The organism is Pseudomonas sp. JL23, from assembly GCF_056933585.1.
The window spans coordinates 5,326,863-5,341,270 of the sequence record NZ_CM167795.1; the positions used below are offsets into that span (position 1 = coordinate 5,326,863).

A 14,408-nucleotide genomic window follows, 5' to 3' on the forward strand; every position below is an offset into this window, starting at 1 on the left:
AGAGGCCGCGCGCGTAAGCGGGCAGCCTCTTCGGATCGACAGTCGCTAAACCGTCTTACTGCTTGCTGGCAGCTACTTGAGCAGCGACTTCTTCAGCGAAGTTGTCAACTGGCTTCTCGATGCCTTCACCCACCTTGAAGTAGGTGAACGAAACGATTTCAGCGCCGGCTTTCTTGGCCAGCTCACCGACCTTGATTTCCGGGTTCTTGACGAACGCCTGCTCAACCAGGCTTGCTTCAGCCAGGAACTTGGTGATGCGACCGCCCACCATTTTCTCGACGATTTCAGCAGGCTTGCCTTTGATCTTGTCTTCGTTCAGTTGCAGGAAGACGCCTTTTTCGCGCTCGATCGCTTCGGCCGAAACTTCCGAAGGCAGCAGGAATTCAGGGTTGCTGGCTGCTACGTGCATCGCGATGTCTTTGGCCAGCTCAGCGTCGCCGCCTTTGAGGACCACAACCACGCCGATCTTGTTACCGTGCAGGTAAGCATTGACCACATCACCTTCGATGTTGGCCAGACGACGGATGTTGACGTTTTCGCCAACCTTGGCAACCAGGGCGGTACGAGCAGTTTCTTGCGCTTCGATCAGCGGAGCCACGTCGGAGACGTTGTCAGCGAAGGCTTTTTCCAGGCTGGCGGTAACGAAGTTCTTGAAATCGTCCTGCAGAGCCAGGAAGTCAGTCTGGGAGTTGACTTCGATGATGATGGCACGCTTGCCGTCTTCGCTGACCTTGACGCCGATAGCGCCTTCAGCAGCAATGTTGCCGGCTTTCTTGGCAGCCTTGATGGCGCCCGAAGCACGCATATCGTCGATGGCTTTCTCGATGTCGCCGCCAGCCTTGGTCAAGGCCTTTTTGCAATCCATCATGCCTTCGCCGGTACGCTCGCGCAGTTCTTTGACCAACGCTGCAGTAATCTCTGCCATTTTAAAATCCTCTTTGGATAGGTCTTAAACCATTCCACCCGCAATGCGGGCGTTCAAAATTCTTGAAAGCACAGGCTGACAGCCAAACATGACAACAGGGTCACGATAACGTCAGCAACTGGTTTTCCAGGAGGCAAAAAGGGGGCCTAGCCCCCTTTTTGCGCACTGAGTAAGCGTCAGGCGCTAGCCTCTCAGCCTTCTACAGCAGCTGCTGGAGCTTCTTCGACGTAAACGTCGGTGCCGCCAGCAGTGTTGTTGCGACCACGGATAACAGCGTCAGCCATCGAACCCATGTACAGCTGGATAGCGCGGATTGCGTCATCGTTGCCTGGGATGATGTAGTCAACGCCTTCCGGGCTGCTGTTGGTGTCAACGACGCCAATGACCGGAATACCCAGTTTGTTGGCTTCGGTGATCGCGATGCGCTCGTGATCAACGTCGATGACGAACAGTGCGTCAGGCAGACCGCCCATGTCCTTGATACCACCCAGACTACGATCCAGCTTTTCCAGATCGCGAGTGCGCATCAGCGCCTCTTTCTTGGTCAGCTTGGCGAAAGTACCGTCTTCGGCCTGGATTTCCAGGTCGCGCAGGCGCTTGATCGAGGCACGGATGGTTTTGAAGTTGGTCAGCATGCCGCCCAACCAGCGGTGATCGACGTACGGCGAACCGCAACGTGCTGCTTCTTCAGCAACGATCTTGCCAGCGGAACGCTTGGTGCCGACGAACAGAATCTTGTTTTTGCCCTGAGCCAGGCGCTCAACGAAAGTCAGAGCTTCGTTGAACATAGGCAGGGTTTTTTCAAGGTTGATGATGTGGATCTTGTTACGCGCGCCGAAAATGTATTTACCCATTTTCGGGTTCCAGTAACGGGTTTGGTGACCGAAGTGCACACCGGCCTTCAGCATATCGCGCATATTGACTTGGGACATGATAGTTCCTTGATAAGTCGGGTTAGGCCTCCACGTATCCCAATGACCAACCAGCGGCTCGAGCCGAAGGCACCCAGGTCATCGTGTCGACACGTGTGTGGGTTTGTGCCTTCACGGGCGTACCCGGAAAGCGGCGCATTTTATACCACAAAAGGTTGGATAACGGAACCCGCAACGCAAGCCTTGTGAAAGGCAGCGTCCTGTTTGGGAAATACGTTCCTTTTTGATCCTCATCAGGGCTTGAGGCTCGCAACGACTAAACGACCCGCACACCGACTGCATGCTGGGCCAAACCGTGGCAACCACATGCCAACCGATGACCGTGCAGCACGATCGGAATGCCATTCATGCGCCGCCTCGGATGCCCTTCGACAAAGGCGTAAATACCAAGATGCAGCGCACAGGTCGCCTTATCGCCTAGCACGGCGACGGTTTTGCCGTTGATCCCGTGCGTGCCCGCAAACTGGCACTCAACAACCTTTCCACCACCGCTGGTGGGATCGCCTAAACACACGGGCTTCACGATGGCCGCGCCCCCGGCATCCCAAAGCTGAACGGATCAGCCCAGCGGGTTTTGGCGTTGTGCGCTTTGGTCGCTTCATCCGGCGGACGGACCATCTGGACGGTCACGCTGCCGTCGCTGCCGGTGTAGACCACCGCGCTGGTGCCGCCGTCGAGGTAGCTGGCGATGGTGGCGAGGTTGATGCCGACCAGTGCGCTGCTGACCCCGGTATTGCCCAAACGACGACCCAGGTCATAACCCTCATCGACATTGCCCAATTCAATACCGCTGCCGTCGGTATTCAGGCCGTGCAAGGCGTTGTTCAGGGCAATCAGGCCTTCGGTGTTGTCGGTGCTGTCGTAGAAAACGCGGACCGGGGCGGCGCCTTCGGGCAAGGTGTTCAGGGCTTTGAGCCAGGCGCCTTGCAGCGCTTTGACCTGCAACGCGGGCTTGAGGCGTTTGCCGTTGTCGTCGGTCATCGCCACTTTGACCGGGCGATGCAGGAAGCCGAGCATCGGTGCGGCATCGAATTCCTTGACCTGGTGCTCAGCCCAGCGCACGGGCAACCAGGGTGTGGGTTCAAAACGGCCGGGGCCGCGATTGCCGATGGTTTGCCAGAGTTCGGGGAGTTGGGCGTGCCAGTAGGCGCTGGACATGGTGCCGGGGGCGCTAGGGGCCTCGAATCCTTCGGCTTTTTTCCCGTCTTCATACACCTTGCGAAACAGTCGTGAATGCTTCCAGTAAAGCGCCCACAGCTTGCCCATGTCAGTGCGTGTGGTCTGGTTGTCTTCTTTCTCGTCGGTGGCGAATGGGCGCAGGTAGTGATCAACTCGCTCTGAGCGCGAGACCAGCAGGCCGGTCATGCTGTCGTAGACCTTGGGCACGACATGGCCGTCCTGAAGACCGGGAGTGCCGGCCACCCGAACACCGCTGCGGGTGACATCGCCGTCTTCGCTGACAATCAATGCCTCGGGTACTTCGGGATTGTCATCGAAAAACTGGAACAGCTTTTCAATCATCGATTGAGCGTGAGTCGTGTTGACGGCGTCCTGCCAGAGAAACAGGGTTACGCCGAGGGTGGCACCATTTCTCCCGCCGATGATGTGGCTTGCAGCCCCGGTGTTTTGGGGCTGTTTAGGCGGGCCAAGGGCAAAGGTTGGTAACGGCCAGTAGGCCACCGCATCGCGGGCGGAATGGCGGAAGGAAACCTTGGTATTGATCGCAGCAACGGTGCGGCGACTGTCTGCCGCGTATGGGTAGGCCTCAGCGTCCGAGGAAAATATCGAGCTGAAGTTATCGTTCTTTTTCTTGATCAGACGCCACAGCGCGGATTGGTGGTCTTGATCTACTGCGAGCCCGGCGCCCCTGATTTCCAGCGCATAAGTCCGTTCACGTTCCGCAATCTGTTCGGCGGTCAAAGGAACTGGCTGTGCCTTGACATCAGCGGGAGTCGCCCACTGCATCACCGCCTTGCTTCCCCAGACCGCGCCATACAACAACGCGGCCAAGCCACAGACCGCAGCAAGCCCAACGAGGGTGAGGGGGGCCAGATTTTTAAACGTCATATCTTTGATCTCAAGGTTTTGCACAGCTTTATAGGTAAGGAACGTCAGCCAGCCGATACTCAGCACGACGCCAAGCCAGAGGAAGGGCATGAAGCGCGGACGGCTGTTCATGATTTGCTTCCTTTTTGGCCCGATCTCCTGACCAGTGGGGGTGGTGTCATGGGCACGAGTTCTTCGGAGGGAAATGTCCCTTCGTCGTAATACGCGTAACTGGCTGCGACCAGCGCCCGTGCATCAGCACTCAACCTCGACCAACCGCGCATCTGAGTAATCTCATCGTCAAAACGCTTCTTATCGATGCGCCAATTTGCTATCGCCACCAACACCTCCCGCATCTGCGGATCGTCCAGGCATTTGCCCTGCCCGATGGCCACGTCCATGGCCGTGACCCAGCGATGGTTTTCCGGGCTGCGCAGCACTCCCGAGTGATAGCTGTTGAAGTCCCATTCCTTAGGGTCGATGGCCAGCCGGGCGCGGATTTCGTTGGGAGTCTCTTCGCGCTCAAGGAGGAACTGATCAAACGTCCCAAGCATCGGGTTGCCGTACACTTGCGTATTGCGCAGTTCGCGCGTCTGGTCATCGGCTTCCCTGCCTTCATTCCAGGCCGCTAGCTCCCTGTCCAGGTTCGCCCGCATCGGACTTTCACGTACGAGCAACCATTTGAAAGTGGCCTCTACGTTGCCCAGTGCGGTGTTTTGCCCCACTGCGTCGGGCGCGTCGGTGCCGGGTTCTTCTGAACTGCCGGTTTTGGCTTCGCCCCCAAACAACTTCGGGGCATGGGGCGGGGTCAGCGCTTCGCCGTTGATGTAACGCGACTCGAAGTCCATTGCCTTCTGAGAGACAAGACCTACAAAACCATTGTGTTGTGCCGAATAACGCTCGCCCCTCATGCGTAAGGGCACCAGCGCCGGTTCCGCGCCGACAAGAATCGGATCGCCATAACGATGCCGGGTGCTCCACAACCGCTGATAAAAACCCGCTGGCATGGCGGCCATCGCCGGGGCGCCGCCGGGCAGGTGCGGCGGTACGCCGAGGGTGCCGATGCCGCTGACATCGCGCAAACCCACGGTGGTGTCGTCGTGACTGAAATACAGGTAAACCTTGCCGCGATTGTCCCGCTCGGGGAACACCACCGTTTGCTCATCCGGCCCCAGGCGCTGGCCCTGCTGCGGCGACCAGCGCGGGCCGCTGCGCCCGCAATACCCCGGCTGGCCGCATTGCAGCGTGCTCAACGACGGTAGCGCGTGAGGCGCTTCGGTCATGGCCTTGACGATGTCGATCAGCGTGCCGAGGGTGTCCGAATCCTCCGGCGTGTGATCGGGCAGCACCGAATACGGCGAGGCGACCATGACCGCGCAATCGGCGCAACGCTGGCCGCGCTCCACCAGCAGGGCTTGCGCGAGCAAGGTGATCAGCGTGCCCTGGCTGTGGCCCATGATGGTGATGGTTTCATCGGGCGCCAGACGGCGGATTTCACCGATCAGCATCGCCAGCCGATGGGCCGCCAGCACGAAATAACGGCGATGCGGGTTAAGGCCCATGAACACAGTATTGCGGCTCGTCATGTTCACCGCGTGTCGCAGCCAATTGCTCATCCCTGAGGTGAACATTTCCGGGATGTTGTTGGTGGCATTGGCGAAGAATCCGCCACCCTTGCCGAAATGCCGATCCAGCCGGTTGTCGAACTTGTCCTGGTACTGGGTGCGTAGCTTGGTGGGGTCGCCGTTCTTGTCGCGTTTGATCTCCTCGGGCTCGGCGCGATAACCCCAGTAAAAGGGGATGAAGCAACTGCGCGTGTTCTTATCGGTGCTGCGTCGGTAGAGGTAGGTGTCGGGATCGTCGATCACCTCAAAGGCGCTGCCGCGTCGCTCAGCTACTGGTATTGCCTGTGCCGCCGTATAGTCAGCGCCATATCGCCCGGCGCACAAATCCGGCCGGTCCAACCGCTCGTTCAAGCCCTGCATCAGTCCGGTTTCCACCGACTCGTAGGCCGCACCGGGATCGTTGACGCCATGCAGGAAGATGACCACGCCGGGCATGTCAGCCGGCACTTCCAGCCTGATATCGCCGGGGCGATTGGGCGTCAAACGGACTTTCTTCTCAGCAACGGTCTGAGTTTTTTCGGTGCTCATTGGCGAGTACCTGCTGATGCGGGGCAATCTTCAGTCACAAGCTTTTGCCCCTGAATGCGAATGCACCGAGTCACGCTGCCTCCCTGCGAAGCCGATATCGTTTCAACCTTGGCAATCCACGGAAATGCCATGGGCTGCAAGGCATCGGAAGGGTCATCGCCCTGATCGGAAGTCAGCGAAAGGGATTGCAGGCAACTTTGTAGCAACTGCTGATCCAGCATAAAAAGTCGATCGTCCTTTAACGACAGCAGCACCAGAAAGTCTTCATGCCCGGCACCGCAGAAGCCTTGTGGGTTGCCGAAAGTTGAAGGCAGTCGCACGACAGCCGCAAAGGCGGGCTGGTGATCAATGACAAATGCTTTTGAGTTGATGCCTTGCACTTCATCGGCATCGCGCAAGCGATCTTTTAGCCGGTCGTCGATAAAGAGGGCGCGCATGCCGTGCTGATTATTTAGCACGCCTTCAATGCGTTCATGACGATTGCTAAGTGTCAGTACTGAGTCAATGCCAATGGCCTGACTCAGCTTAAACTCTGCGGCTATTGAGTAAGGGCTTAACAACAATAGAACTGCTGCAAGCCACTGCTTACTCGCCGAGCAAATGATCTGCATAGCAGACTCCCGTGTAGTTCCACTTATTAGCTGCTGTTTTGTTTTTTTTGGGATTTGCATAGGAGTCTTTGTCCCGATCATGCAATTGGGCTTCGGTCTGGTCGTTGTTCGCCGGTGCCGTTTTATCCCAACCGATGTTCCCTGTTTTGCTGTCGCACAGCACGCTATCCTTGCGCTGCCACTGCTGGCTCGCGGCGCTCCATACGTGATAGGCACCCCCGTTCCAGCGCGACAGCGTTTCAAGCTTTAATTGTTCCTCGGTGTATTTCCGATCATCTTTGCCCAAGTAGTTTTTTGCGATTTTTTGTTTTTCCTGATACAGGCTACTACCGACCTTTATATTTTCTTTCCAGCTCCATACTTGTTCGTAACTGGGGGTTGGATTGGTTATTTGCGTCAGCCCATAGCCGCCGTCAAAGGATAAAAGCGGTTCACCATCCGCAGTAATGAAATTCTTGAACGCGCTTTCTTTCTCTATAACCAACTCAAAACCGGACACATCCTCAAGCGCGCCTAAAAACTGGGTTACTTTTTCTTGGCCGGGATTTTTGCCCTTGATGATCACTGAGCGCTTAAATGTATCTTTACCCGCTTTTATTTCGACCGCCAATGTACCGCCCAGCACTTTCCTGGACAGGTCGGCTTGCCACTTTTTTTGCTGTGAACTAAAGCGACCAGTTTCGGTAAATGTTTTCTGAGCGCTTATCGAACGTGCTGTGTTTTCACGGGTGCCAGTCTTGGCTTCCCAAGTGATCGTCCACGATCCTGTATAGGGTGGTGGCTGGGCAGTTCTAAATTCAAAAATGATCTCCGGGAACGTCGCGTCTTCGTCGATAAAAAACTCCTGCAATGCTGCTGGAGATACCCACGAGCTAGCGTTACCGGTACTTACGACTTTCACCAACGATTGTTCGGTGCGGTTGGTAACGCTTGCATTTTTCGCGATATTTGTAACTTCAGGCTTGCTCATTGGATTACCTCCCCATCGCTGTCACGCAACGTCTCGACGGTGAGAGCTACAGGCGCATCGGTGTAAACCCGCTCGGTGAGCCCGTCAGCGTCGGTGACTCCTTCCCACACCCTTCCGTCCGCAGCACTGATGCGATAACGCTGCCCCGCCCTGGGTAGATGTTCTGTGCCAGGAGAGACCAGGTGAAATTGCTCGCTGTACTTATCCGCCTGATTACCGCTTGAATCGGCGTGAGAACCACTTGGCAACTGCAACTCAGGAGCCCGTACCGCCGCGACGCTGGCTTTGTGCATAACCTGCCGCTCAACGATTTGCGTCAAGCCGGTGCTATCCGTTATGCCGTCAACAGCCGTCCCATCTTCCAGACTGATCTTGTATTTATGGTCTGTTGCAAGTCGCGAACTGTCGCCTGTATGCCCTGGGTAGTGGAAAAGCAGACGCTGGTCCGCAGCCTGCCGCCCAAATGAGGGCATCGCCACGCTGTCAGTCTTCGCCCCCACCCAATCATGGTCTGCCGCATGCACGATGGCCGAGCCCGATGTCCCTATCTCGATCCCGCCACCAATCTTGATGTAGCTGCCGTCGTCGGCGACCAGCCGGATGGTCGGCGCGGTCAGGACGATTTCGCCTTCGGCGGCCGAGGCGTGCAGGTTCTTTTGCGCGTTGAGGGCGATGTCGTCGTCCTGCGCCTGAACCTGTACCTTGCCGCGATTGGCGATGGCGCTGATGCCGTCGTCCTGGGCGAAGGCGCTGATGCCTTTGCCGGCGTTCAGACGCAGGGCGGCGCCGCTGGTCATCTGCAAATGGTCTTGCGCAGTGGTGTCGAAGTTTTCTCCGGCGTAATGCGCTTGCGAGGCAGGCGTGGCACTGACGATGCCAGCCTCACTGGTCATGGCTATCAGTGGCTCGCCGCTGGCCTGGCTGTCCGGGGCGGGCCATTGCTTCAAGCTCTGTTGCAGTCTGTCGATCCCGGCGTGATCCAGCACTTGCGCGCCCTGCGCCGACGCTGTTTCACCCAGCGACTTGAACAGGTCGGCGCATTGGCCGAGCAAATCGAGCAGGGCTTCGCGACCCAGTTGATGGTCCTGCGCCTGATGCCTGGCGTAGGTGCTCAGTAGCACGCCTTGTGCGGCGCGCAGGGCGATGGCGGCATTGGTCCGCAGCTCTGCGCCGTTGCCCAGCGGCTGGGCTTTGCCTTCATTGCGCGGCGTGGTGAGTTTGCCCAGGTTCAGGGCGCTGTCCTGATGGTGCGTAGCCAGCCGGGTGCGCAGTTCACCGGTGGTGTCGTCGAACAGCAGTTCGTTGTAACCGTCACCTTGATGCTCTTTGGTCTTGATCCCGGATAGCGCACGGTTGCCGGGCAGTGGTGTGTAGGCCCCGGCGTTGCTGAAACGGGGCGAGCGGTGAGTGCCGTTGTAAACGGCGCCCGTGATCAGCGGCCGGTTGATGTCCCCGGCAATAAAACTCACGACCACTTCCTGACCGATGCGCGGCAGGAATTGGTGGCCAAAGCCCTCCCCGGCGCTGGGCTGGGACACGCGCAGCCAAGCGGTGCCTTGCGCATGCCGCTTGGCACTGTCTGGCTCATCGGGTTGTTCGCGCTGCCAGTGAAAGCGCACCTTCACCCGCCCCCACTCATCGGTGTGCACTTCGCCAAAGGCTTTTTCGCCGACCACGATGGCCGTCAACGGTCCGGCCATCACCGGCCGGGGTGTCGTGCACACCGGGCGATAAGGGATGTGCCGACGACTGCAGGTAAAGGTGTTGCTGTAAACCGCGTCGTCTTCGTTCAGGTAGTTGTTGCGACCGCTGTGCTGCACGCTTAGCAGCAGGAATTCTTTCACGCGGGTGCGTTCTTTGCGCCCATGGCTCGGGTGTTGAGGGTGCGGCCTCGGCTGCCGCCCGTCATGGCGGGGATGCTGGGTCAGCTCAAAGGTGTAACCGGGCACCATCGCCCGGCAATTACTGCCCCCGCGAAAGGTCTTGCTTAAGGCATGCAAGGCCTCGGCGCGGCGACCGACTCGACGTCCGGTATCATCCCAGTTGCCCGCGCTGTATTGACCTGAGGAGTCGTAACGCTCAAATCGACCAGACTCGCTCGCAGCGGTCAGCGAACGCGCTTCGCTTTGCGCCCTGGCTGATTTGTAATCGAAGGTGGGGATGCAGATGGCATCGGACTGGCGCTGCCGATGGGCAGTCCATTCACTGATGGTGTCGACGTGGGCAGGCAGTGCCTCCTGATGGAACGGGATTATGGGTTGTTGTACCAGCGGCTTGAGCGCGTCGGAATAATCCTTAACCACCAGCGTATGGCCTTGTGCCGAATGCTCGAAATAGAACAGCAGGCCTTCTTCTTCCAGCAGCCGCCGCACAAAGTGTTCATCGGTCTCGTTGAACTGCGTGATGCAACTGTGAACCCTGAGCGAGGAAGGCTGCAAAAGCTCGAATCTGCGTACAGCCAGGGCGCCGTAATGAGCGAAGACCGTCTGCAGGACATCGACCACCGTGCACTCCTGAAAAATGCGTGAGTCTGTGCGCTGGTCCAGATACCAAAGCCATGAACTCAACGTCGCCGAGTAATAGCTCAAGCCTCCGTCACTCTTGAGATGGTTGAAAGCGGTGAGGTGCCCGTGAATGTCACGGTGCGTGCCGTCGGCCAGTTCGATTTCAAGCAGCGTCGGCTGATCAATCAGGGTCTTGAGTTCAAGATATTGATCGCGGCTGAGCAGCGCCAGGTCAAAGCTGAACGGTTCGCTGATCGCTTCGCGCCCCCTGAAGCTGTCCAGTACCAATTCGCTATCAGACTCCGTTTGAACGGTCAGTTTGATCAGACGGTGTTTTTGCGACGAGAGCAGTGTGGCGGGATGGATGCTCATGCTGGCCTCTTGTGGGTGAGGACGGCGAACTCCATCTGCTCATACGTGACGTGGGTTCGCCAAAGGCGCGATTTGAGCATGGGAAGGGTACGGGGTATGTCGGACAGCGACGGTATTGGAGTAGGAGAATTCTTTAACGTTACTTTCTATCAGGTCGGGTAAGCGGTTTGGTTGCTTTCTAAAATGGAACAGCTTATGCCCCAAACAAGGCGCTTGATTACCTTCTATATAAAGGAAGCGATAATCACCCGCCGCCGACGGTCTGATAGAATCGCTGTTTTCCGTATTTGCTGCGTGCACGCCGCGCCCGAGAGAGTTTGTATGACCGTCACCCTCAAAACCCCTGAAGACATCGAAAAGATGCGTATCGCCGGTCGCCTGGCCGCCGACGTTCTGGAAATGATCGGTGCCCACGTCAAGCCCGGAGTCACCACCGACGAACTGGATCGCATCTGCCATGACTACATCGTCAACGAGCAGAAGGCCATTCCTGCGCCGCTGAACTACAAGGGTTTCCCAAAATCCATCTGCACCTCGATCAACCACGTGGTCTGCCACGGCATTCCCAATGAGAAGCCACTTAAAGACGGCGACGTCCTGAACATCGATGTTACCGTCATCAAAGACGGCTATCACGGTGATACCAGCAAGATGTTCCACGTCGGCAAGGTTCCCGAGTGGGCCGAGCGCCTGTCGAAGATCACCCAGGAATGCATGTACAAGGGCATCGAGATCGTTCGTCCGGGCGCGCGCTTGGGGGATATCGGCGAAGTGATCCAGAAGCATGCAGAAAAGAATGGCTTCTCGGTAGTGCGTGAGTACTGCGGTCATGGCATCGGCAAGGTGTTCCACGAAGAGCCGCAGGTACTGCACTACGGCAAGGCCGGCACCGGCATGGAACTGCAGGAAGGCATGACCTTCACCATCGAACCGATGATCAACCAGGGCCGTGCCGAAACGCGCCTGCTGGGCGATGGCTGGACCGCGATCACCAAGGACCGCAAGTTGTCCGCCCAGTGGGAGCACACCATCCTCGTCACCGCCGATGGCTACGAGATCTTCACTCTGCGCAGCGACGACACCATTGCCCGCACCTCGGCGGCCTGACCGAGCGCACCGCCGGGCGGCCCGCAGTCAACTGTGCGCCGCCCGCACTGCCGCCAGAACGATATAAAGGAAAGCAGTTCCATGCCCCAGGTGGATCCCGATTTGTTCGACCGCGGCCAGTTCCAGGCTGAACTGGCCTTGAAAGCCAGCCCCATTGCGGCCTTCAAGAAAGCCATTCGCCATGCCCGCGACGTCCTCGACGAACGCTTCCGCTCGGGCCGTGACATTCGCCGCCTGATCGAGGACCGTGCCTGGTTCGTCGACAATATCCTGCAACAAGCGTGGGACCAGTTCGACTGGAGCGAAGAAGCCGATATCGCCCTGCTCGCCGTCGGTGGCTACGGGCGCGGTGAACTGCACCCCTATTCGGACATCGACCTGCTGATTCTCCTCGACAGCGCCGATCACGAAGTATTCCGCGATTCCATTGAGCGCTTTCTGACCCTGTTGTGGGACATCGGCCTGGAAGTCGGTCAGAGCGTACGTTCGGTGGACGAATGCGCCCAGGAAGGCCGCGCTGACCTCACGGTCATCACCAACCTGATGGAAAGCCGCACCATTGCCGGCCCCGAGCGCCTGCGTCAGCGCATGCTCGATGTCACCAGTACGGCAAACATGTGGCCAAGCAAGGAGTTCTTCCTGGCCAAGCGCGCCGAGCAGAAGACCCGCCACCACAAGTACAACGACACCGAATACAACCTGGAGCCCAATGTAAAAGGCTCCCCGGGCGGCCTGCGCGATATCCAGACCATCCTCTGGGTAGCCCGTCGCCAGTACGGCACGCTAAACCTGCATGCCTTGGCCGGTCAGGGCTTTTTGCTGGAAAGCGAAAACAACTTGCTGGCCTCCTCCCAGGAATTCCTGTGGAAAGTGCGCTACGCCCTGCACATGCTCGCCGGGCGCTCGGAAGACCGTCTGCTGTTCGATTACCAGAGCACCATCGCCGGGCTGCTGGGCTACCAGGACAGCGACGCCAAGCTGGCCATCGAACGCTTCATGCAGAAGTACTATCGCGTGGTGATGAGCATCGCCGAGCTCAGCGATCTGATCATCCAGCACTTCGAAGAAGTGATTCTGTCGGCGGACGATGGCGACAATACTCAGCCGATCAACTCGCGCTTCCAGTTGCACGATGGTTATATCGAAGCGACCAACGTCAACGTGTTCAAGCGCACGCCATTCGCCATGATCGAGATCTTCGTGCTCATGGCCCAGCATCCGGAAATCAAGGGCGTACGCGCCGACACCATCCGCCTGCTGCGCGAACACCGCCACCTGATCAACGACGATTTCCGCAACGATATTCGCAATACCAGCCTGTTCATCGAGCTGTTCAAGTGCGAGATCGGCATCCATCGCAACCTGCGCCGGATGAACCGCTACGGCATCCTCGGTCTGTACCTGCCGGAGTTCGGCCATATCGTCGGGCAGATGCAGCACGACCTGTTCCACATCTACACCGTGGACGCCCACACGCTGAATCTGATCAAACACCTGCGTAAGCTCCAGTACACCCAGGTGTCAGAGAAATTCCCGCTGGCCAGCAAGATCATGGCCCGACTGCCCAAGCCGGAGCTTATCTACCTCGCCGGGCTGTACCACGACATCGGCAAGGGTCGCGGCGGCGATCACTCGGAACTCGGCGCAGTGGATGCCGAAGCCTTCGGTATCCGCCACCACCTGCCGACCTGGGACACGCGCCTGATCGTCTGGCTGGTCAGCCATCACCTGGTGATGTCCACTACTGCCCAGCGCAAGGATTTGTCTGACCCGCAGGTGATCCATGATTTCGCCCAGTTCGTGGGCGATGAAACCCATCTGGATTACCTGTATGTGCTGACCGTCGCCGATATCAACGCGACCAACCCGACCCTGTGGAACTCCTGGCGCGCCAGCCTGCTGCGCCAGCTCTACACCGAGACCAAGCGCGCCCTGCGCCGCGGTCTGGAAAACCCGGTTGATCGCGAAGAGCAGATTCGCCGCACACAGATTGCCGCCCTGGATATTCTCGTGCGCAACGGCACCGATCCGGACGACGTCGAGCAATTGTGGTCCGGCCTGGGTGACGACTATTTCCTGCGCCACACTGCCGGCGATGTTGCCTGGCACAGTGACGCCATCCTCCAGCAACCGGCCGACGGCGGCCCATTGGTGCTGATCAAGGAAACCACCCAGCGCGAGTTCGAGGGTGCCACGCAGATCTTCATCTACGCCCCCGACCAGCACGATTTCTTCGCCGTGACCGTGGCCGCCATGGACCAGTTGAACCTGAACATCCATGACGCGCGCATCATCACCTCCAGCAGCGCCTTTACCCTCGACACCTATATCGTCCTCGACAGCGATAACGGCTCGATCGGCAAGGACCCGGAGCGTATCGAGCGGATTCGAAAAGGCCTGAGCGAAGCCCTGCACAACCCGGACGATTACCCGACGATCATCAAACGCCGGGTGCCACGCCAGCTCAAGCATTTCGCCTTTGCGCCCCAGGTGACCATCCTCAACGATGCCCAGCGCCCGGTGACCATTCTCGAGCTCTCGGCACCGGATCGCCCTGGTCTGCTGGCACGGATCGGCAAGATCTTCGTCGAGTTCGACCTGTCCCTGCAGAACGCCAAGATCGCCACGCTGGGCGAACGGGTGGAAGACGTGTTCTTCGTCACCGATGCCAATGGTCAGCCATTGTCCGACCCGCAACTGTGCAGCCGCCTGCAGGACGCGATCGTCGAGCAGTTGAGCGTCAGCCAGGAACCCGGCGGCGAGATGCGCCTGAGTATTTGAATCGACT

Annotated in this window: 10 protein-coding genes; 2 read left to right on the forward strand and 8 right to left on the reverse strand. The window is 58.4% G+C overall.

The annotated features are described in order from the left end of the window. Positions 1–55: 55 nt before the first annotated feature. From tsf to AC1Z24_RS24615, 8 genes are all read right to left on the reverse strand, one after another. A complete protein-coding gene (tsf, locus tag AC1Z24_RS24580) occupies positions 56–925 on the reverse strand; it encodes a translation elongation factor Ts (protein ID WP_483743061.1) in 870 nt (289 codons plus the stop codon). 191 nt (positions 926–1,116) lie between these two features. Further along, complete coding sequence (gene rpsB / locus AC1Z24_RS24585; RefSeq protein WP_259109931.1) at positions 1,117–1,857, reverse strand: 30S ribosomal protein S2; 741 nt, start codon at positions 1,855–1,857, stop codon at positions 1,117–1,119. Positions 1,858–2,113: 256 nt separating this feature from the next. After that, entirely contained in the window at positions 2,114–2,383 is a 270-nt protein-coding gene (locus AC1Z24_RS24590; RefSeq protein WP_483746708.1) for a PAAR domain-containing protein, read from the reverse strand. Beyond that, complete coding sequence (locus AC1Z24_RS24595; RefSeq protein WP_483743062.1) at positions 2,377–4,035, reverse strand: type VI lipase adapter Tla3 domain-containing protein; 1,659 nt, start codon at positions 4,033–4,035, stop codon at positions 2,377–2,379. Before AC1Z24_RS24595 ends, AC1Z24_RS24590 begins: the two co-directional genes overlap by 7 nt. Then, positions 4,032–6,056: a T6SS effector phospholipase Tle3 domain-containing protein gene (locus AC1Z24_RS24600; RefSeq protein ID WP_483743063.1), complete on the reverse strand. Its 2,025-nt coding sequence runs from the start codon at positions 6,054–6,056 to the stop codon at positions 4,032–4,034. The genes AC1Z24_RS24595 and AC1Z24_RS24600 overlap by 4 nt, the downstream gene beginning before the upstream one ends. Next, entirely contained in the window at positions 6,053–6,667 is a 615-nt protein-coding gene (locus AC1Z24_RS24605; RefSeq protein ID WP_483743064.1) for a hypothetical protein, read from the reverse strand. The genes AC1Z24_RS24600 and AC1Z24_RS24605 overlap by 4 nt, the downstream gene beginning before the upstream one ends. Then, entirely contained in the window at positions 6,642–7,637 is a 996-nt protein-coding gene (locus AC1Z24_RS24610; RefSeq protein WP_483743065.1) for a hypothetical protein, read from the reverse strand. Before AC1Z24_RS24610 ends, AC1Z24_RS24605 begins: the two co-directional genes overlap by 26 nt. Then, positions 7,634–10,513 carry a type VI secretion system Vgr family protein gene (locus AC1Z24_RS24615; RefSeq protein WP_483743066.1) on the reverse strand — a complete coding sequence of 960 codons (2,880 nt, stop codon included), beginning with the start codon at positions 10,511–10,513 and terminating at the stop codon, positions 7,634–7,636. The genes AC1Z24_RS24610 and AC1Z24_RS24615 overlap by 4 nt, the downstream gene beginning before the upstream one ends. 321 nt (positions 10,514–10,834) lie before the next feature. Here AC1Z24_RS24615 and map point away from each other — a divergent pair, with 321 nt between their 5' ends. Both map and AC1Z24_RS24625 read left to right on the forward strand, forming a co-directional pair. After that, complete coding sequence (gene map / locus AC1Z24_RS24620) at positions 10,835–11,620, forward strand: type I methionyl aminopeptidase (protein ID WP_483743067.1); 786 nt, start codon at positions 10,835–10,837, stop codon at positions 11,618–11,620. An 81-nt stretch (positions 11,621–11,701) separates the two neighbouring features. Next, a complete protein-coding gene (locus AC1Z24_RS24625) occupies positions 11,702–14,401 on the forward strand; it encodes a [protein-PII] uridylyltransferase (protein WP_259109935.1) in 2,700 nt (899 codons plus the stop codon). Positions 14,402–14,408 lie beyond the last annotated feature (7 nt).

What these genes read in the sequence shown, in the direction of transcription:
- tsf (WP_483743061.1), bottom strand. Translation starts at nt 925, where the DNA reads ATGGCAGAGATTACTGCAGCGTTGGTCAAAGAACTGCGCGAGCGTACC.
- rpsB (WP_259109931.1), bottom strand. Translation starts at nt 1,857, where the DNA reads ATGTCCCAAGTCAATATGCGCGATATGCTGAAGGCCGGTGTGCACTTC.
- AC1Z24_RS24595 (WP_483743062.1), bottom strand. Translation starts at nt 4,035, where the DNA reads ATGAACAGCCGTCCGCGCTTCATGCCCTTCCTCTGGCTTGGCGTCGTG.
- AC1Z24_RS24600 (WP_483743063.1), bottom strand. Translation starts at nt 6,056, where the DNA reads ATGAGCACCGAAAAAACTCAGACCGTTGCTGAGAAGAAAGTCCGTTTG.
- AC1Z24_RS24605 (WP_483743064.1), bottom strand. Translation starts at nt 6,667, where the DNA reads ATGCAGATCATTTGCTCGGCGAGTAAGCAGTGGCTTGCAGCAGTTCTA.
- AC1Z24_RS24610 (WP_483743065.1), bottom strand. Translation starts at nt 7,637, where the DNA reads ATGAGCAAGCCTGAAGTTACAAATATCGCGAAAAATGCAAGCGTTACC.
- AC1Z24_RS24615 (WP_483743066.1), bottom strand. Translation starts at nt 10,513, where the DNA reads ATGAGCATCCATCCCGCCACACTGCTCTCGTCGCAAAAACACCGTCTG.
- map (WP_483743067.1), top strand. Translation starts at nt 10,835, where the DNA reads ATGACCGTCACCCTCAAAACCCCTGAAGACATCGAAAAGATGCGTATC.
- AC1Z24_RS24625 (WP_259109935.1), top strand. Translation starts at nt 11,702, where the DNA reads ATGCCCCAGGTGGATCCCGATTTGTTCGACCGCGGCCAGTTCCAGGCT.